Consider the following 18,802-nt stretch of genomic DNA (forward strand, 5'->3'; position numbering starts at 1 on the left):
TATCGGGTCTGCAAAACCGGGGATGAACATCAATAAATACAAGAGCAATAATGACAATCAGCTTGCCGCGTTTTGACTTTAGGAAATGGAAAACCTATGCCGATTGGCGACTGCTGATCTTCCTGCTGCTATTTATCAATGTCCGGATTCCATTTAAGATAGTAGCCCTGCTTTTCATTTATATAAGCCAGTTTAATTTCAAATTTGGCTTTAAGCTGCGTAATTCCAGGCTGCCTCTGTTTTATCTGCTCGTTTTTCCGATAGCTATTGTCGCGGCACTCGTCAACCAAAGTTTTGCTAACTTTTATTATTTACCAGTTTTTGGCTGGGCGTTAGTATGCTGGGCGCTGGCTCTGCTGGCCATTCACCAGGTTAAGCTGATGGTTGATAAAACAGATACCGAAACCATTCATCATACGCTGATCATCTTCTTTATCATAAACGCAGTGTTTTCGGCGGGTAACCTGGTGCACATCATGTGGACAATCAAAAGCATCAATCCTTATGCTTTTATGGGGATGCATCAGCGTTACTTTATCAATACCGGCGATGATATTATGGGCATCAGCTTTGATCTTTCTTCAACCAATGCTGTTCTCTGTGCCTTCGGTGTGTTTTACTTTATTTATAAGCAGAATCTGCCGATGATGATCCTGTGCATGAGCACATTGGTGCTCACGTATAGTAACCTGATCAGCATTTTGTCCCTGCTTATCCTCGCTTTCATCTTCGTTATTAAAACCACGCGCAATCAAAAAAGTATGATCGTGGTGGCATTGATGATATACATCATTTCTATGGCCAAAATATCGCCGCAAAACGGAAAGTATCTCAACGAAGTTACTGCAAGCGCCCTGCGCGAAAACCGTGTTGAAAAAAAGGATCAGACAGCAGTGCAGGCAACAACAGTCAAGCCTGACAAACAAATGATAACCCGGGATGAGCAGAGAAGAAAATTTGCTCAAAACTACCTGGATAGCCTGAGCACCATAAAAGCCAGGCAGGAAAAATTAAGCAACCTCGATAAAAAGATTAAAACCCTTCCGCTTACCGATGACGGCCGGTTGTACATTCCCGAGCCTAATACCCATTTTTCCGAATATTATAACATCGGCGAAATAACCCCCGACAGGCAACAATTGATTGATTGTATTGCTGCTCACCGGGCTCAATTTCCGCTTTGCCGGGTTGAACCGTTCAGGCCTACCCTACCGGGGAAAATTACCGGTGCTATACAAACCTATAATTACTTTACCGGTCACCCACTGCAAAGCATAGCCGGTTTAGGCCCCGGAAACTTCTCATCCAAAATAGCTTTCAGGGCCGTTGGTGCCGGCATCAGGGGCGATTATCCGTCAAAATACGTCTATATCAACCCGGCGTTCATGCGTAACCACCTGGATCTGTACCTGAGCTTCTTCAGCAAGAATGCCGAGTTCCGTTCGGTACGCAACAACCCCTACTCCACTTACGACCAAATGCTGAGCGAATACGGTATCCTCGGCCTGCTTGCGCTGCTTATATTTTACTTAGGCTTTTTTGCCCGGCATTATAAAAAACTTAGTTATGGTTTGCCTATACTGATGATGGTAGCAGGCCTGTTTTTCCTTGATTACTGGTTTGAGCAACTGTCTGCACTGGTGTTTTTTGAACTGATGCTATTTCTCAACATAAAAGAAACTACTACATCCAACTTGAAAACAGAAACTACGGTGCCGGAGGAACTTGCATATGCATAGCCCCGAAATTACTGTTTTAATGCCTGCTTATAATGCCGGCAAATATATCCGCGAAGCCATTACATCGGTACTTGAACAAACCTTTACCGATTTTGAACTGCTCATTATAAATGACGGCTCAACTGATAATACACTTGATATCATCCAGTCATTTAACGATGAACGGATAGTGGTTTTAAACCAACAGAATAAAGGCGTAGCAGCAGCCCTTAATAATGGTTTGCGCCATGCCCGCGCTCCCTATATCGCCCGTTTTGATGCCGACGATGTATGTTATTCGTACCGTTTACAGGTTCAATATGATTTTATCACTTCGCATCCCTATTACAGCATCATCGGCTCGGGAGTTGATTATACCGATGTTCAGGGCGACCTCATATTTACCTGGCAGCCCGATGCTCTAAGCCATAACGAGATCAGGCAGCTGAGCTACAAGATTTGCCCTTTCATTCATTCCAGCGTATTTTACAAACGCGATGCTGTTTTAAACGCAGGGGGCTACAACGAACTTGCCTATACTTTTGAAGATCATTTTCTGTGGGCGGGCATCCTGAAGCATGAAAAGGCTTTTAACCTTAATCAGCCGCTCATCAAAGTAAGGCTTAATGCTGAATCTATTACCATTGATGAAAAATGGCGCACAGGTAAGTTCAGGCAGATCAAGTACAGTACCCTGCGCAAATTGAGCATTACCGAAGCCGAAGGAAAGCAATTATCCGAGATCGGTATCAAACAATTATCGCCGCGTATCAAAAAAGGGGCTTATCATGCCCTGCTTGCTAAAAAATACTTATGGAATAACTATCAACCGGAAAAAGCAAGAAAAAACCTGATCAAAACATTGTCCATCAGTCCGCTGCATATCAAAAATTATTTTTTACTGCTGATGTCATTCTTGCCTGAGCGCACACTGCTCAGGCTATATCAGCTGGGCAAAGGTAATTTCCGTCTAACCGGGCCCGAATTGCCGGCCACTGTTTTAAATCAAAAGGAGTTGAACTATGGCAGCTAAAAGGATAAAACTATTTGTTGATGCACACTCCTTTGATAAAGAATTTCAGGGGGCGCAAACCTTTATACGTGAGTTATATAACCACCTGCTTGCCGAGTGCCCTGATATAGATATCTACATCGGTGCCCGCGATACAGAAAATATCCGCAAGCAGTTTCCGTTGTTACCGCCGCAAAACATATTGCCTTATAAAAACCGGGGAGTTAACGTTCTGCGGTTCATTTTCGATATCCCGGCTTACATCAAAAAATACCGGTTTGATTTTGCACACTTTCAGTATATCAGCCCTAAAAAAATAGCGGGTTGCAGGTACATTGTAACCATGCATGATATGCTTTTTAATGATTTCAGGAAGGATTTTCCTATCCTGTTCAGCGTACCGCGCAATTATCTTTTTGGCCGCAGTATTAAAAATGCCGATATCAAAACTACGGTATCAGATTATTCAAAAAACCGTATCTGCGATTATTACCAGATCCCTAAAGATGAAGTACACATCATCCAAAACGGGGTAAGTAATTCATTGCTGCAATACCAGTCCTCAAAGCAGGAAGCCGAAGACTGGGTAGCAGAAAAATTCGGGATCAGGAATTTCATCCTGTACATCAGCCGTATTGAACCTCGCAAAAATCACCTTTTAGTACTACAGAAGTATTTAAAACTGAAACTATATGAACAAGGTACCGGCCTGGTGTTCATCGGTAAAGCATCAATAAAAACACCGGGGTTAGCTAAGCTCATCAAAAATTTAACGCCAGAGCAAAAGCAATTTTTTAGGTGGATACCACAGGCCGAGCAGGCCGATCTGGCCGCTTTTTACCGGGCCTGTAAACTGTTTGTATATCCTTCAAAAGCCGAAGGCTTCGGCATTCCACCGCTGGAAGCCGCCATTTGCGGGGCACCTGTGTTATGCTCATCAGAAACGGCTATGAAAAACTTTAGCTTTTTTGCGCCATATACCTTTAACCCGGCCAACCATGCCGATTTTGAGCAAAAGCTGGCACTTACCGCCCAGCAACCTCCCGGTTATACTTTTACCAGCCAAGTATCACGCCACGTTGAACAGCAATATCACTGGCAAAAAAGCGCCATCATATTTTACAACTTGTTACAAGCAAACTTTCATTGTCATGAAACTAAAAATAGCGATCTTAGGCACAAGGGGCATCCCGAACTATTATGGCGGGTTTGAGCATATCTCCGAATATGTATCTGCCGGATTGGTAAAAAAAGGGCACTCAGTTACAGTTTACAATTCGCACAACCACCCTTACAAAGCCGACACCTGGAATGGCGTTAACATTGTACACTGCTACGATCCGGAATACCTGGTAGGTACTGCCGGGCAGTTTGCCTATGATTTTAACTGCCTTATGGATGCCCGGAAACGCAAGTTTGATGTGGTACTGCTTATGGGGTATACCAGCAGCTCGGTTTGGGGCCACCTTTACCCGCCCAACAGCGTCATCATTACCAATATGGATGGCTTGGAGTGGAAACGCTCCAAATATTCGAAACCGGTACAAAAGTTCCTGAAATACGCCGAAAAACTGGCCGTGAAACACAGCCAGTATTATATTTCCGACTCGAGGGTGATCAGGTCGTACCTGAAGGATAAGTACGAGGTCGACAGTCGTTATATTCCTTACGGCGCCGATCTTTTTTCGGAACAGGAACGTGAGCAAGTTGACAAAAGCGAGGTGCTTAAGGAAGATTATTTTTTACTGATGGCCCGCATGGAGCCCGAAAACAATATCGAAACTATTTTAGAAGGTTTTAATAACAGCTCATCGAAAAAAAGTTTCATGGTTTTAGGCGATACCGGCAACCGCTTCGGCAAATTCATCACCCATAAATTTAAAAATGACGACCGTATACAGTTTAAAGGCTCCAACTTTGACAATTCGGTTGTGCGCGCGCTGCAAAACAACAGCTACCTGTATTTCCACGGGCATAGCGTAGGGGGCACTAACCCATCCCTGCTTGAGGCCATGGCCAGCGAAGCCCTGATAGCCGCCCACAATAACCCTTTCAATAAATCGGTGCTTAACTCGGATGCTTTTTATTTTGATAATGCCACTGAGGTTCGACACCTGGTTGAGAATGTGCAGCGCAAAGACATCGAACGCGAAATGGTGAAAAACAATCTGCACAAAATACAAAACCAGTTTAGCTGGGAGGTAGTGATCAACGATTACGAGGATTTTATAATGGAATGCTACAGGGAACAACATGGAGAAATTATTAAAGCCTGATGATACGCTCAATAACAGGATCAGTTATTACCTGCTGATGCTGTTGCTGCTGAGCCTTCCGTTTAATCTGTTTTATAGTCACCTGTTTTTAATAGGATTGGCCCTGCATACTATTATACAAATCCGCAGAGCTGACATAAAGCCCATATTAACAAGCACTAACTTTGCTTTGTCGGCAGTGTTTTTTGTAACGCTGTTTAGCGTTATTTACAGTACCAATAAGCCCCAGGCATTTACAGAGTTAGGCAGGCAGGTTACCATTTTACTTATCCCTTTAATCTTTTGCTTTAACCCGCTCGATGTAAAAAAATACCGGCATAATTTTTTGCTCGTATTTTCATTGGGCTGCATCATCACTATCAGCTATCTTTTTTTAAAGGCGATTTTTACCATAAAATATTATCATCTGCCCATAAAAGCATTGGCTTCTCCCGCGTTCACGAACCATAACTTTTCTGAACCGCTGGACATTCATGCTACATTTTTCTCCATGCAGATAGCTATAGCACTGGTTTACCTGCTGTATATTTTCGTAAAGGAAACGGTAAAGGCTTATAAACTTTGCTGGCTTATTTGCTGTGGTGTTTTAGCCCTCGGGATCCTGCAGCTTAGTTCAAAATCGATTTTTATCGCTTTGCTGCTTATTATTAATATCGCGCTGCCATGGTTCATGCTTAAAGGGCGCAGCCGTTTCAGGTTCATAGTTGTTAGTGCATCATTATTTATTGCAGTAATGGTCGGAATTTATACCAGGGATACTTTTAAAGAACGTTACGTAACCGAGCTAAAAAAAGACCTGAGCCAATCAACTGATGCAGAGCTTACCGATCCGCGGCTGTCGCGCTGGGGTGTGGCTATTGGTGTTGCTGCCCAATCGCCGGTTATAGGACATGGCGCAGGTACTGAGATTGGCTTGTTGAAAGATCCATTCTTTGATCATCAGTTTTACCGGTCATACCTGGCAGGTTTAAATGCGCATAACCAGTTCATTAGTTTATTCATTAAGTCGGGAATTATTGGCCTGTTGATATACCTGTTTGTGCTTACTGTTGGGATCAGGACTGCCATTGCAAAACGCGACTTATTACTGATGGCTTTTATGGTAATTATAACCTCCGTTTCCTTATCCGAAAATTTTTTAGATGTGGATAAAGGCATCTTTTTTTATAGCGTATTTTTCTCATTACTAATATTTTCCACAGACTCGCAGTCGGCTGAAAACCCGGTCAAAAATATTGTGTAATTAGTTTATTCACAGGCAACCAAAGCCATTAGGGGTACGTCATCATTATATATACAAAGACGTGAAAAGTACAGTCACCTTAATTGAACCAAACAATAAACGATTGTTAAACACCCGGAACAATATCTTAGCTACCCTTGCCTATTTTGACATGTGGGATTATCCGTTAACCTACGGCGAAATATTCCTGTTCCTGGAAAATAAATACGGTCAGCATGACTTCACCGAGGCTCTTGATCAATTGATCATCAGCAAGCTGGTATTCCATTTTGATAAGTTCTACTCGCTTAAAAACGACTATATGATTGCGGTAAGGCGCAGCAAGGGAAACAAAAAAGCTGCCGAACTGATCAATAAAGCCAAGGAAGTCGGCGCATTCCTAATCAGGTTTCCGTATGTACGTGGCATAGGCATTTCGGGCTCTTTGTCTAAAAACTGCGCCGACGATAATTCAGACATTGATTTCTTTATCATTACTGAACGTAACAGGCTTTGGCTTGCACGTACATTTATGCATATATTCAAAAAACTTACCTTTTTGGTTGGTAAACAACACAACTACTGCATGAACTATTATGTTGATGAGGCCCAGCTGCAGATAGTTGAAAAAAACATTTATACGGCCATTGAGGTAGCTACTATTATCCCGTTGGAAGGCGACACTACATTCGAGAGTTTTTTTAAAACCAATGTATGGATGCATGATTTCCTGCCCAACAAATGTATGCGCCTTGCTACTGCCAAACCAACAAAAAAACTATGGTATAAATCCCTGCTGGAAAGACTATTCAACAATCCCTTTGGCGACTGGCTGGATAATCTATTAATGGGGATCACCGCCGGCCGTTGGAACAAGAAAACCGAAATGAAAAAACTGAACATGCGGGGAGCAGTAATGAGTATGGCCGCAAGTAAACATTTCGCCAAGCCCGCCCCCGAAAACTTCCAGGTTAAGTTGATAGAAAGGTACCGGAATAAAGTTGCGAATCTGCTCCAGGAATCGGAAGACCGGGTGGCGCAGTAATCTCCGAAGCAAGTTTGGACAGTCTTCTACGCCACGTCATTGCGAGGAACGAAGCAATCTCAAACTATACAGGGGGACTTACTCAGTCGCTCTGCTAATCGGGGATTGCTTCGTTCCTCGCAATGACGCGTTAAAAATGAGGTTGTCGTTCTACTTCTTCCTCAGCGAAATAATATAATAATCCCCTATATACTTAAACGGCCAGGTAGTCTTCAACCTATCCTCCCAATGGGAAAGCATTTTATAAGCCCTCGGATGCTTTTCGGCGAAACCTTCAATGTATGACGGCGGCACTATGGTACATAGTCCCTCAATGCCTAACACTTCAAAATCCTGCTTTAAACGTTTTTTGATATATGATGGATTGTAATAGAAGCAATCAAAATAAACACCCTCCACATGCGCCTTACGGCCTTTACTGCTAAAAAACCTGCGGAAGGCTGTTTTGAACTTCCCTTTAAATACCAGCAATGTTTCCCAAAAGCAAAATTTGGGCAGCACCACTAATGTCACCATCCCACCGGGATTTAGTAATCCGGTAAAGGAGCTTAATACTTTATCCAGTTCACCGGTGCAGTTGAGGCCTGCAAAGTTGGAAAAGATGAGATCGTAAGGACCTTTGTTGTTTAGCTGTTCCAATTGAGTATATGAACAAAGCTCATTGCTTACCGAGTGTTGCATATCCTGCTTTAACACTTTTTCATGTAGTTGCTGCTGCATCCCTTTTGAAATATCGGTAGCATGTACTTTAAACCCTTTTTGTGCGAAAAACAAGGCGTCTTCACCGGTGCCGCTGTTCAGTTCCAGGATGCTGCCACCGGGCTTTAAATATTGAAGGATATGATCGCGTACCCGTTTACGTTTGTAGCCAATAATGGTATCGGCACCATAAAGTTCATCAAAAACTACCGACTGGTTACTAAAAGCCGCCTCGGCAAATTGTTCGTTTATATGTGATGAAACTCCGTTCATATGGCCTTTTCAAATTTTTCCAGCTTCAGCTTTTCAAAATAAGTAAGCGGAGCATAATAAAATACCGACAATGCTTTCTTTATACCGTTTAATGAACTCCCGAAGGGATCTTTAAGCAGTTTTTGAAGACTGTTTTTAGCCAGGTGTTTGTGATAATTACGATGCACGTATTTATGCAGCTGTTTATAATAATAGGCAGGATAAGTATTCTTGAACATCAGCGCCATCTCATCGGAATCTGTCCAGTTGGTTTTCTTTTTCAACTCGTTTTTAACTCTTTCATAAAAACCGGTGCCGGGCAAAGGGTATGATACTGAAATGCCAATCTCAAACGGCAGTAATTGGTTGATCATATCTATAGTTAGCGTAATATCATCACGCGTTTCCTCCGGATAACCAAACTGGATAAAGAATGATGGCTTGATATTATGCGCTTTCATCAGGTGTGTAGCGGTATGGATCTGATCGATAGTGATACCCTTATCCATGGCATCCAGCACCTTTTGTGATCCGCTTTCGGCCCCTATCCAAACATTCTCACAACCGGCGGCGGCAAGGGCTTCCACAGCTTCTTCCTCTGCCAGTAAATCAGCCCGAGACTGGATCTTGAAGCGAATTTTGATCCCTTCCTGCCTGAGCAGTTTGGCAAACTCCTGCACCCAGCCGGGTTTCAACCCAAAAATATCATCACAAAACCAGATATGATCCATCTGGTATCGCTCTTTTAACATTTTGAGTTCATTAACCACATATTGCGGACTATGGGAGTTGTAACGGTTACCATAAATAGGTTTAGCACACCAGTTACACTTAAATGGGCAGCCACGGGTAGTAACTACATTCACCGAAAAGTATCCTGCGTTCTTTAGCCACATGTCGCGGTAAGTATCCATACTTACCAAATCCCAGGCAGGCATTGGCAAATTATCCAGTTCCTTCATTACCGAACGGTTGGGGGTTTTAATGATCTCGCTGCCGTTCATATAGGCTAATCCTTTAATAGCAAAATGATCAGTATTACCGTCCCCCATGTGTTGGGTAAGCTCAAGCAGCGTTTGCTCAGCTTCGCCCAGGATCACGAAATCGGCACCTTCGGCAAGGTAAGCCGCATACATGTCTGTTGAATCCGAACTGGAGACGATCACGGTACATCCTCTTTCCTTTGCCAGCTTAGCCATCCTAAAAGCGGCTTCCCGCATATTGGTGAGGCACATTTTGGTGAGGTAGTTGAACCCGTCATCATAGATCACAAAAAAATCGGGTTTGTTCAACTCTATAGCCGGTATTACCTCATCAGGATCACTCACAAACATGGTATCAAACAAGCTTACACTGTAGCCATGTTCGCGCATTAAAGCCGCTGCATATATGGTTCCCAGCGGCGCATAAGGTTGTCCTATCCCCCATTGCTTGGGATCGAAACGCAAAAAGTAAGAATGTGTAAACAGTATATTGTTCATACGTTTTTAAGCCTTTAAAAGATATCCCCTCCCAAGGGAGGGGTGTGCAGGGCTGTGATGTGGCAGGGAGGGGTTTCTACAGCTTTTCAACTTGTTGGTGAAACCCCTTCCCACACCCTCCCAGGGGGAGGGAATCGCACAATCCTGCGCCTTTTATTATTTTTCTTTTATCAATCCAACCTCGCCAGCGGCGATAAATTAAGCGAGCATACGCATTTAACACAGGTAGGGTCATTGCCCATATCCAGTGTTTTGCGAAAATTGATCGCCTCTTTGCTGTTCAAAATATCATCTAATGCATTATCCCTGATGTTGCCTATCGCCTCATGAAAAAAACAAGGGCGAACGGCGCCATCTGCCTCAATTACTGCCGATACCCATGGCGCGTTACATTTTTTAAACGGAAACGCGTTGTGACCGTAAAAGGCGGCATAATAACCATAGATATCCTGGATCTTTGCCGGTGATTCAGCAATAAACCTATTGGTAAAATCGCCTTTATTGGCAAGTACCCGGTTTACTATTTCCTGAAATTCAGGAAGTTCATTTTCACCGGGTAGGATCTCGTGCTGCTTAGGCTCAGCCCAGGCTGTTTGGCGGTTAAAGGCATGACTGCTAACATCGGCAGGTAAAAAACTTACCTGGTCTATTCCCATTTGTCTTGCGGCTTCAATAATGGCAGGCCAGTTCCTGTAATTTAACCGGTGGATTACCGTACGGGCTGTAATACGGTATTTCGGTTCGATAGATTTGATATGTTCCACTCCTTCCCGCAGCTTATTAAACGCTCCGGACACATTGCGGATAGCATCATGCAAAAGCTCGTCACCATCTAAAGAAACAATGAGGTCGTCAATCCATTTTAAAATATTGGATGCGTTTTTTTTGATAGATAAGCCGGTTGAGAGCAGCGTAACCTTGATCTTTTCATTCCGCAGTATCTCACACAGCTTGAAAAAATTGGCATTCAGCAATGCCTCCCCTCCCGACATTAATACCTGCCTGGTTCCGAATTTCCGTAGCGTAACCAACAGGTCGGTTACATCGGCTTCGGTAAGCTGCTTCAGGTTTTTATTATCCTTCCAGATATCGCACATTACACAACGGCAATTACAGGCACTGTGCGGCATCAAAATCACGATGGGCAGCGCAGCAATGCGGTGCGTTTGCAATGTTCGAAAACGCTGAAAAGTATGATATAATGATTGGCCGGTCATCTGCATAAATTAAAATCCCTGTATTTCGGGCTGCCTGTAGCGCCAAACTTTTTGTAGCAACTTTATCTCGTATGGATATTGGTACATACTCGCCTTGTAGCGCATAGTAGCCACCAATTTAATAGCCATACGTTTAATCATATTAAGCCTGATATCAGTAACCGTTGGATATACCCCATTAAGCACCGTTTCAAAATTCCTGATCTTATCAATCATTTCAGGTGTTAACCACGGCGTAAGCGGGTTTTTGCGAAGATCAAAGGCTTCCCAGGCCGGACTGATCCAGTCTTCCAATGTTTCGGGGAAGCGGAAACCGCTTTTCATTACCTGCTTAAACAGTTCCGAACCTTCGGTAGGTACCGGACTATAGGTATAGATCACGATCTCTGTTTTAGGGTTCACCGCTTTTACCTTTTTGATGAAATCTATCTCAAAATCAATTTGCGACTGTACCTGTTCTTGTGTCGGGGCCGGCGTACCCAGTACAAATGAATATTCGGGGATGATATCAAACTTCTTTAAGCGTTCGGCAAACTCAATGATCTGGTCGCCGGTTTGGGTACCGCCCTTATCCATCTGCTCCAAAATAGCGTTATTACCACTCTCTGCTCCAAAAAAGATGATCTTGCAACCCGACTCCCGGATAGCAGCAAGCGATGAATCCTTAAATTTCGACATGGTATCGATGCGAGCCATACCCCACCAAGTCATGTTTTCGGGTTTTATCAAACGTGCAAACTCAACTGCACGTTTTTCTGATACAAAAAAGTTATTATCATGAAACTCAATGGCATCGGCGCCCCATTTATCCTTAATATATTTTACATCTTTATATACGTTCTGTGCCGATTTGGCTTTCCACCTTGCCTCATAAATGGGCACTACAGCGCAAAAGGAACAAGTGAACGGACAGCCAATGCTGGAGTGGTAAGCCATCGTTTTTTCGCCCAGGTAGGTTTTACCTAAAAATTTGGTGATGGGGTAAAAAGTATTGAGCTTATCGTATGGTAATGGTGGCAAGTTATCCTGATCTAAAAGGTCTTCTTTAGCGGTTTTGACGATCTTGCCATCGGTTGCTTTATAAATGAGGTTGCGGATAAACTCATAGGGCTCATTATTCTCTAAGGCATCTATCAAAGCGGGAAAAGCGTTATCGCCAGGGCCATTGATAATAAAATCAACGTAACCAGAATATAAAACCGCATTGGGCTGGTTTGAAGGAAAGTATCCGCCCCAGATCATTTTAGTTTCAGGGTATTTTTGCTTGATAGTTTTAGCGGCTTTAATGGCCTGCCTCAACTGCGGGCCGGGCATAACCGTAAAACCAAAGTATTTAAACTCGCCGGTGCTCAAATAGCTATCTATTTTCACCATTGGGTCGTGCTCACAATTGCCGTCAACAATAACCCAGTCATATTTCCCATCAACCGATGCCGCTATATTCAGTATCGAATTAGGTATGCGATACTTGTTATTAGCACTGCGCGGATTGAATAATAGTATTTTGTTCATCTGTTAGTAGTAAAACTTTACGCTTGCCTTCAATCCCCCGGCAATGGATTTATTTTTCAGTTTATGTGGCCTGTACATGCACCCCTGCCAATACAAGCCAACATTCAAATAAAATCCATTGCCATACCCAATCACAAATGCGGGGGATTGCCCATACAACAATTATTTCTGAGCCCACCTCTACAATATCGCTTTCACATTAGTAAATACGCCCCCCTTTAAACGTGGGTTGCCTGCCTTTATAAATAAAATAGCTGGCAACCATTATTATTTACCAGCCGTAATTACTGATATAAGGTTATTAACTAAATACCCCGAAAACTGTGATCCAAACTGTAAAAAACTATATTAAGCAGCGCTTTTTCCCGCCAAACATACTGGAGAAAAATTCGGTGGATGCCTATGATATCTGGGCCCAGAATTATGATGCACAACCCGGCAACCTGATGCTTGATTTGGATGAGGTTTTGTTTCCACGATTGGTAAAAAGTACAATCATCGCCGGTAAAAATGTGGCGGATATCGGCTGCGGTACCGGCAGGCATTGGGAAAAACTATTTGCTTTAACCCCGGGGACTTTAACAGGCTTTGATACCTCGGGCGGGATGCTGGCCCGTTTACAGCAAAAGTTTCCTTTGGCAAATATTTACCGTATTACTGATGATCTGTTCAGCGATATGCCATCGGGGAGTTTTGATACCATAGTTTCAACGCTTACCGTTGCGCACATCAAAAACATTGAGGCTGCTTTACAAGCCTGGATACGTATCCTGAAACCAAACGGCGATATTATAATTACCGATTTCCATCCGCACACGCTGGCTAACGGCGGCAAACGGACATTTAAACATGGCAGCAGTTTTATTGCTGTCGAAAACTATGTACACCCGGTAAACACCATTAAAGATTTACTGTTGAACAACAATTTCAAGCTGGTTGCCGAAGAAGAAATTAAAATAGATGAAAGCATGAAGCATTATTACGCCGATAAAAATGCACTTCATGTATATGACAGGTATAAAGGCTTCCCTATTATTTACGGGCTGCATTTAAGGAGAACCGATGGTACTGAATAATGTGACAATACCGGGAAACGATGCCGTGGTGAGCATAAGCATAGGCGAGGGTAAAATTAAACAGGTTGCCCCTGCTATTGCTGATGACCGCGAACAGCTAACCTTTGTAGATGCCATTGCTTTCCCAGGACTGATCAATTCGCACGACCATCTTGATTTTAACCTTTTTCCGCAGTTTGGTGATCAAACCTATGAAAGCTACACCGAATGGGGGAAACACATTCACCGGGTTTACGCTAATGAAATCGCGTCTGTACTAAAGATCCCTATTGCCCTTCGCGAACGCTGGGGTATTTATAAAAACCTGCTTTGCGGTGTTACTACCGTTGTAAACCATGGCGAAAAGGCCGTAATAAATGATCCCCTGATCACCATATTTGATAATTGCCAGAGCATCCATTCGGTCCGGTTTGAAAAAAACTGGAAAAAGCGATTAAATAACCCACTCAAAGCAAACCAGTCCGCCGTGATCCATACGGGCGAAGGGACAAATGATGCCGCACATGCTGAAATTGACGAATTGATCAAATGGAACCTGTTGAGGCGCAAACTCATTGGCATTCACGGGGTAGCTATGGATCCCGGGCAGGCCAAACGCTTTAAGGCCCTGGTTTGGTGCCCCGAGTCAAATTATTTCCTGCTTAATAAAACAGCGGCCATCAATCAGCTGAAAACAAAAACAACCATTTTGTTTGGTACCGATAGCACACTTACCGGGGATTGGGACATCTGGCATCACATTCGTCTTGCGCATAAAACGCACATGCTTAGTGATCATGAACTTTATCAGGCCCTTACCACATCGCCTGCCAAAATATGGAAGCTGAACACCGGCAGAATCGCAAACGGGCTTGATGCTGATCTGGTAATAGCCAAAGCAAAACGCAAAACAGGCATACAGGCATTTTATGATGTGACACCCGAAGATATTTTACTTGTGATGCGCAAAGGCGAAATTCTTTTGTTTGATGAATCACTTTATCACCAGCTTACCGGCATAACTGGCCCCCATTACAGTAAGGTTTTTACCGGCAACCATTTCAAATACGTACAGGGCGATATCCACGGGTTGATGGCCGAAATAAAACGTTATAAACCCGACACCAGTTTTCCTGTACCCTATCCAGCACAGCCGGCAGCATGAGCATCCTGAAAAAAATATGGTCAAGGTCAAAGCGCAAGGCAGCTTATTTAAGCGGCGATGCACGCCATGTTTTGGGCCTGGATAAAGAATTGTATCAAAATGCCCGCGGAAGCCGGATCATCCTGTATCATAATGCTTGTAAAGGTGATCCGCATAAATTCAACACCCTGTTCCTCACCTGCGAAAGGTTTGAAGAGCACCTGCAGTATTATAAAAAGTACTTCAATGTGGTGTCGCTCGACGATTATTATGCAGGCCGGTTCAGTAACGACAAGTTTAACATCTGTCTTACTTTTGATGACGGGCTGGCCAATAACTACCACTATGTATTGCCCCTGCTAACCAAATACCGCATACCGGCTACTTTTTTCATTACAGCCATTTGCGATGCGGGCTTTGATATTTTATGGAACGATATGCTGAGCATTGCCGGCTACTACGGGCCTGAAAAATTCGTCTATAAAAATCAAACCTATCGTAAAAACAGGAACAATAAATATGTAGATGAAAAAGGCACCTCCTATGCCGAAAAACTACGGTCGACCGGGTTTAATGAAAAAGCCGCGCTGATGAGTTTTCTTGATCAGCTCACCGGTTTTAAAGCTAAGCGGCAGGATGAAGATTACTGGCTGCAAATGACACCCGCACAGATCAAAACCATGGCCACATCAGCTTATGTTACCATTGGCGCGCATGGTTATTATCATAACGATCTTGCCCGTATTCACCCTGCAAATGCAGCGTGCGAAATGGCCATGTGCAAGGAATATCTCGAAAACATAACCGGCAAGCAGATCGACAGCTTTGCTTTCCCTTACGGCTCGTATAATGAGCAAGTTTTAAACCATGCTAAAGAGGCCGGCTATACGCAATTACTCGCCACTGAATTTGTTAAAGCGGAGGACGGGCAGGATAACAACCTGCGCGAGCGCTTTACCGTTAACCCGTTTATATCCACACCAAACCAGTTAAACGCCATAATAAGGGGGAGATATGCATAGCGACGGGTACAGGATAGAACGTTTAACCGAAGACCGGCTCGCCGACATGACCAGCCTGCATATGGCCGTTTATGGCAAAGCTCTCCCTCCTGATTTTTTCAACAGGAAATATAATACCGCTTTTACCGGGGTGATGTATACCGGATACCTGGCTTACGCAGGTGATGTACCCGCAGCATTTTATGGTGTGATCCCATGCTTTATTGCGTGCGATGGGAAGCCTGTTTTAGCCGCACAATCGGCTGATACCATGACCCATCCAGATCACCGGGGTAAAGGGCTATTTATTAAACTGGCCGAACTCACCTATAAGCTTTGTTACACCGAAGAGATCCTGATCCTGTTTGGTTTTCCCAATCAAAACTCTCTGCCGGGTTTTGTAAACAAGCTCGATTGGCAGGTAGCTGCCCAGATGGAGTGTTTTATCATTCCCGTTAAAACGCTCCCGCTGGAGAGATTAGCAAACAAGTTTCCATTTTTAAAAGGCTTATACAGGCTTTATGTGTTGAGCGTACTTAAAAAGCACAAAGCTCATCAAAAGGGAGTAACAAGTACATTGATCGGCGAAGGCTTTTATGGGCTGCACAGAGATAACTATTATCTCGGCCATAAAACCTATACCGAAAGTTTCACTATTAAAACGGGCGATACTTCAGTTTGGTTCAGGATAGCCGACGGTATGGTAATTGGCGACATCGACATCACTGATAATGATTTGCCGTACATTATTGCCCAACTATCAAAAATAGCCCGGCAATTGGGATTGAGAAAACTACAGTTCCAGGCTGATAAAAGATCTGCGCTAAACTCGTTCTTGAAAAAATTTGCAGAGCCTATCCCATCATTCCCGGTAATTGTTAAAGACCTTGGGGCGCGGTTGCCGTTGGATAAAATGGCATTTGCTTTTGCTGATATAGATATTTTTTAAATAGCGATATGATAACTCAACCGATCAGAAAACTTCTTTTTAACGGAAGTCCGGTAAAAACCTTCTACATAACCCGGCTGCAACAGAGCCAGATCAGGGAGAAGGTTTATTTGAACGTTGCAGGCAAAAGTTTGGATATCACCCGTAACAACAGCATGATCTGCCTTGATCCGTTTTGCATGGCTGCCTGGTTACCGGTTAACGAAATAAGCAACCTGGATGCTGCAAGTGGGGTCATCGAATTTAAGACAAATAACATGCTTTGCGCTTCGATACACGTATCGTTGATTGAAAAAATCGATATGGCGAAAGGCAGCCTGCTTTTGTTCAGGATACAAAGCGTCAGAAACCATCAGCTTAACACCTTGAAGCGTGAAATGCTTTTCAGGTATTTTCTGCGCTCCAAAAAGAATACCTATGACAGTCGCAGGGTAGTAAGCGCTCTCTACTCCTATCCACGCAGTATTATCATCGTTTCCTATGCTGATGATGAGTATTGCAATGTTTTCCCGATGGATATTCATGGATATATTGAGGAAGAAGGCATTTACCTGCTGGGCCTGCGCACAACCAATATCACTTTGGATAAAATCCTGAATGCCGGTAAAGTGGTGGTATGTGATACCGATACCGTTGATATCAATTCGGTTTACGCTTTGGGCAAGCACTCCAGTACTGCCCCTACTCCGGTTGATCAGCTACCATTTAATACCATTAAAAGCGAGGTATTCGGCTTTCCAGTGCCGGCATGTTCAGGAGGATATAAGGAAATAGAGGTGTTTGAGCATAAAAAAATGGGGTATCATATGTTGATGATCGGCAAGGTGATCAATAATAAAGCATTGAAGTCGAACCCGGAATCACTATATCACGTCGGTTTTCTGCAATTTCAAAACAGCAATTATACAAGTATTGAGGGTTTATTTTAATGAGATACGTTTTCGTCAGCTATAACTATACACCAGAATTTGATGATCCGCAGGCATGGTTTATCCGCACCCTGGGCTATACCGGACTTATGGACCAGCTAAGTAAAAGACATGAGGTAATCAATGTGAAGCAGATCAACTATGAAGGCATTGTTCATCATAATAACATCGCCTATCATTTTGTAAACTTTAGCAAAAAAAAGCTTCATTTTAATTTCCAGCTTAACCGCTATGTTAAAAGCCTGAACCCGGATGTAGTAATATTTCACGGCCTTCATCAGCCGGTTCAATTAATTCAGCTGGGTTTGATGCTTGGCAAGCATACCCGCATTATTGTTCAAAACCATGCAGAGAAACCGTTTCCTGCCGGAATAAAAAAGAACCTGCAAAAAATGGCCGATAAATATGCAGATGCCTACTTATTTGCCTCGCATGATATGGGGATAGAATGGGTAACTGCCGGCAACCTGAAGTCGCCCGGTAAAATACACGAGGTGATGGAAGTATCCTCTGTCTTTTTTCCAGTTAACCGTTCAGAAGCCATGGCTAAAACAAGCGCAAAAGGCGAGCCGGTATTTTTATGGGTAGGTCGGCTGAACGACAATAAAGACCCGCTTAATGTGGTCAGAGCCTTTTTGAAATTCGCTCAAAGCTCACCCGGGGCAAAGCTTTATATGATATTTCATACTGAAGAGCTACTGTCCGAAATCAAAAATCTACTAAATTCATCCCCCAACAAAGAAGCTATAGAACTGATAGGCAAAGTGCCCCATGCCGATTTATTGTACTGGTATAACAGTGCCGATTTTATCCTTTCCGGCTCACATTATGAAGGTAGCGGCACAGCTATTTGCGAAGCCATGTCATGCGGGTGCGTGCCATTGGTCACTGATATTCTATCGTTTAGGATGATCACCAATAACGGTGAATGTGGTGTGTTGTATGAACCGGGAAACGAAGCTGCATTACTTGAAGTACTTAAGCAAACCAGGCAAATGAACGTAGCGGAAAAACGCCGCCTATCCATTGAATATTATAAGCAAAATTTATCGTTCGAGGTTATTGCGGAGAGGATTGAGGAGATAGCCATGAGCCTATAATTCAGCCTCTATTACCTTATGTAGTTGCCCATTACTGGTTGAAGTTTAGCGATAGCATACTTCGTCCCAAAATAGGTTAAGCCTTCAGCTTAACTCAACAAGGTGCCTACATAATTGCTTATGAAACCGCCCAAAATTAGTTTTGTATACAGAAGCAGGATGCTTCCATTGTTTTAGGTCGAAGTTACGC

The 18,802-nt window shown here is 43.4% G+C and carries 16 protein-coding genes; 12 read left to right on the forward strand and 4 right to left on the reverse strand.

What is annotated here, in order from left to right; genetic code table 11:
- The first annotated feature begins 50 nt into the window (after positions 1-50).
- From AC1DUD_RS08205 to AC1DUD_RS08230, 6 genes are all read left to right on the forward strand, one after another.
- A complete protein-coding gene (locus AC1DUD_RS08205) occupies positions 51-1,739 on the forward strand; it encodes a hypothetical protein (protein ID WP_477373451.1) in 1,689 nt (562 codons plus the stop codon).
- Positions 1,732-2,751 (forward strand): glycosyltransferase, encoded by a 1,020-nt coding sequence (locus AC1DUD_RS08210; protein ID WP_477373453.1) that lies wholly within the window; start codon positions 1,732-1,734, stop codon positions 2,749-2,751. Before AC1DUD_RS08205 ends, AC1DUD_RS08210 begins: the two co-directional genes overlap by 8 nt.
- Positions 2,741-3,943, forward strand: a complete 1,203-nt coding sequence (locus tag AC1DUD_RS08215) for a glycosyltransferase family 4 protein (RefSeq protein WP_477373455.1) — start codon at positions 2,741-2,743, stop codon at positions 3,941-3,943. The genes AC1DUD_RS08210 and AC1DUD_RS08215 overlap by 11 nt, the downstream gene beginning before the upstream one ends.
- On the forward strand, positions 3,882-5,006 hold the full coding sequence (locus AC1DUD_RS08220; protein ID WP_477373457.1) for a DUF1972 domain-containing protein: 1,125 nt from the start codon (positions 3,882-3,884) through the stop codon (positions 5,004-5,006). The genes AC1DUD_RS08215 and AC1DUD_RS08220 overlap by 62 nt, the downstream gene beginning before the upstream one ends.
- On the forward strand, positions 4,984-6,249 hold the full coding sequence (locus AC1DUD_RS08225) for an O-antigen ligase family protein (protein WP_477373459.1): 1,266 nt from the start codon (positions 4,984-4,986) through the stop codon (positions 6,247-6,249). Before AC1DUD_RS08220 ends, AC1DUD_RS08225 begins: the two co-directional genes overlap by 23 nt.
- Before the next feature lie 61 nt (positions 6,250-6,310).
- On the forward strand, positions 6,311-7,273 hold the full coding sequence (locus tag AC1DUD_RS08230) for a hypothetical protein (protein WP_477373461.1): 963 nt from the start codon (positions 6,311-6,313) through the stop codon (positions 7,271-7,273).
- A 150-nt stretch (positions 7,274-7,423) separates the two neighbouring features.
- Here AC1DUD_RS08230 and AC1DUD_RS08235 read toward each other — a convergent pair whose 3' ends face one another.
- The 4 genes from AC1DUD_RS08235 to AC1DUD_RS08250 all read right to left on the reverse strand — a co-directional run bounded on the left by AC1DUD_RS08235 (position 7,424) and on the right by AC1DUD_RS08250 (position 12,434).
- Positions 7,424-8,245 (reverse strand): class I SAM-dependent methyltransferase, encoded by an 822-nt coding sequence (locus AC1DUD_RS08235; RefSeq protein ID WP_477373463.1) that lies wholly within the window; start codon positions 8,243-8,245, stop codon positions 7,424-7,426.
- Positions 8,242-9,705, reverse strand: a complete 1,464-nt coding sequence (locus tag AC1DUD_RS08240; protein WP_477373465.1) for a B12-binding domain-containing radical SAM protein — start codon at positions 9,703-9,705, stop codon at positions 8,242-8,244. The genes AC1DUD_RS08235 and AC1DUD_RS08240 overlap by 4 nt, the downstream gene beginning before the upstream one ends.
- A gap of 170 nt (positions 9,706-9,875) precedes the next feature.
- Positions 9,876-10,922 carry a radical SAM protein gene (locus AC1DUD_RS08245; protein ID WP_477373467.1) on the reverse strand — a complete coding sequence of 349 codons (1,047 nt, stop codon included), beginning with the start codon at positions 10,920-10,922 and terminating at the stop codon, positions 9,876-9,878.
- A 9-nt stretch (positions 10,923-10,931) separates the two neighbouring features.
- Entirely contained in the window at positions 10,932-12,434 is a 1,503-nt protein-coding gene (locus AC1DUD_RS08250) for a B12-binding domain-containing radical SAM protein (protein ID WP_477373469.1), read from the reverse strand.
- 323 nt (positions 12,435-12,757) lie between these two features.
- Here AC1DUD_RS08250 and AC1DUD_RS08255 point away from each other — a divergent pair, with 323 nt between their 5' ends.
- From AC1DUD_RS08255 to AC1DUD_RS08280, 6 genes are read left to right on the forward strand one after another with little or no spacing between them, the layout of a single operon-like run.
- Positions 12,758-13,510, forward strand: a complete 753-nt coding sequence (locus AC1DUD_RS08255; RefSeq protein ID WP_477373471.1) for a class I SAM-dependent methyltransferase — start codon at positions 12,758-12,760, stop codon at positions 13,508-13,510.
- Positions 13,497-14,654, forward strand: a complete 1,158-nt coding sequence (locus AC1DUD_RS08260; RefSeq protein ID WP_477373473.1) for an amidohydrolase family protein — start codon at positions 13,497-13,499, stop codon at positions 14,652-14,654. Before AC1DUD_RS08255 ends, AC1DUD_RS08260 begins: the two co-directional genes overlap by 14 nt.
- Positions 14,651-15,655, forward strand: coding sequence for a polysaccharide deacetylase family protein (locus AC1DUD_RS08265; RefSeq protein WP_477373475.1), 1,005 nt, complete (start codon positions 14,651-14,653; stop codon positions 15,653-15,655). The genes AC1DUD_RS08260 and AC1DUD_RS08265 overlap by 4 nt, the downstream gene beginning before the upstream one ends.
- Positions 15,648-16,583: a GNAT family N-acetyltransferase gene (locus tag AC1DUD_RS08270; protein WP_477373477.1), complete on the forward strand. Its 936-nt coding sequence runs from the start codon at positions 15,648-15,650 to the stop codon at positions 16,581-16,583. Before AC1DUD_RS08265 ends, AC1DUD_RS08270 begins: the two co-directional genes overlap by 8 nt.
- 8 nt (positions 16,584-16,591) lie before the next feature.
- On the forward strand, positions 16,592-17,512 hold the full coding sequence (locus AC1DUD_RS08275; RefSeq protein ID WP_477373479.1) for a hypothetical protein: 921 nt from the start codon (positions 16,592-16,594) through the stop codon (positions 17,510-17,512).
- A complete protein-coding gene (locus tag AC1DUD_RS08280) occupies positions 17,512-18,612 on the forward strand; it encodes a glycosyltransferase family 4 protein (protein ID WP_477373481.1) in 1,101 nt (366 codons plus the stop codon). Before AC1DUD_RS08275 ends, AC1DUD_RS08280 begins: the two co-directional genes overlap by 1 nt.
- Positions 18,613-18,802 lie beyond the last annotated feature (190 nt).

The organism is Mucilaginibacter sp. P4_A11, assembly GCF_056402535.1.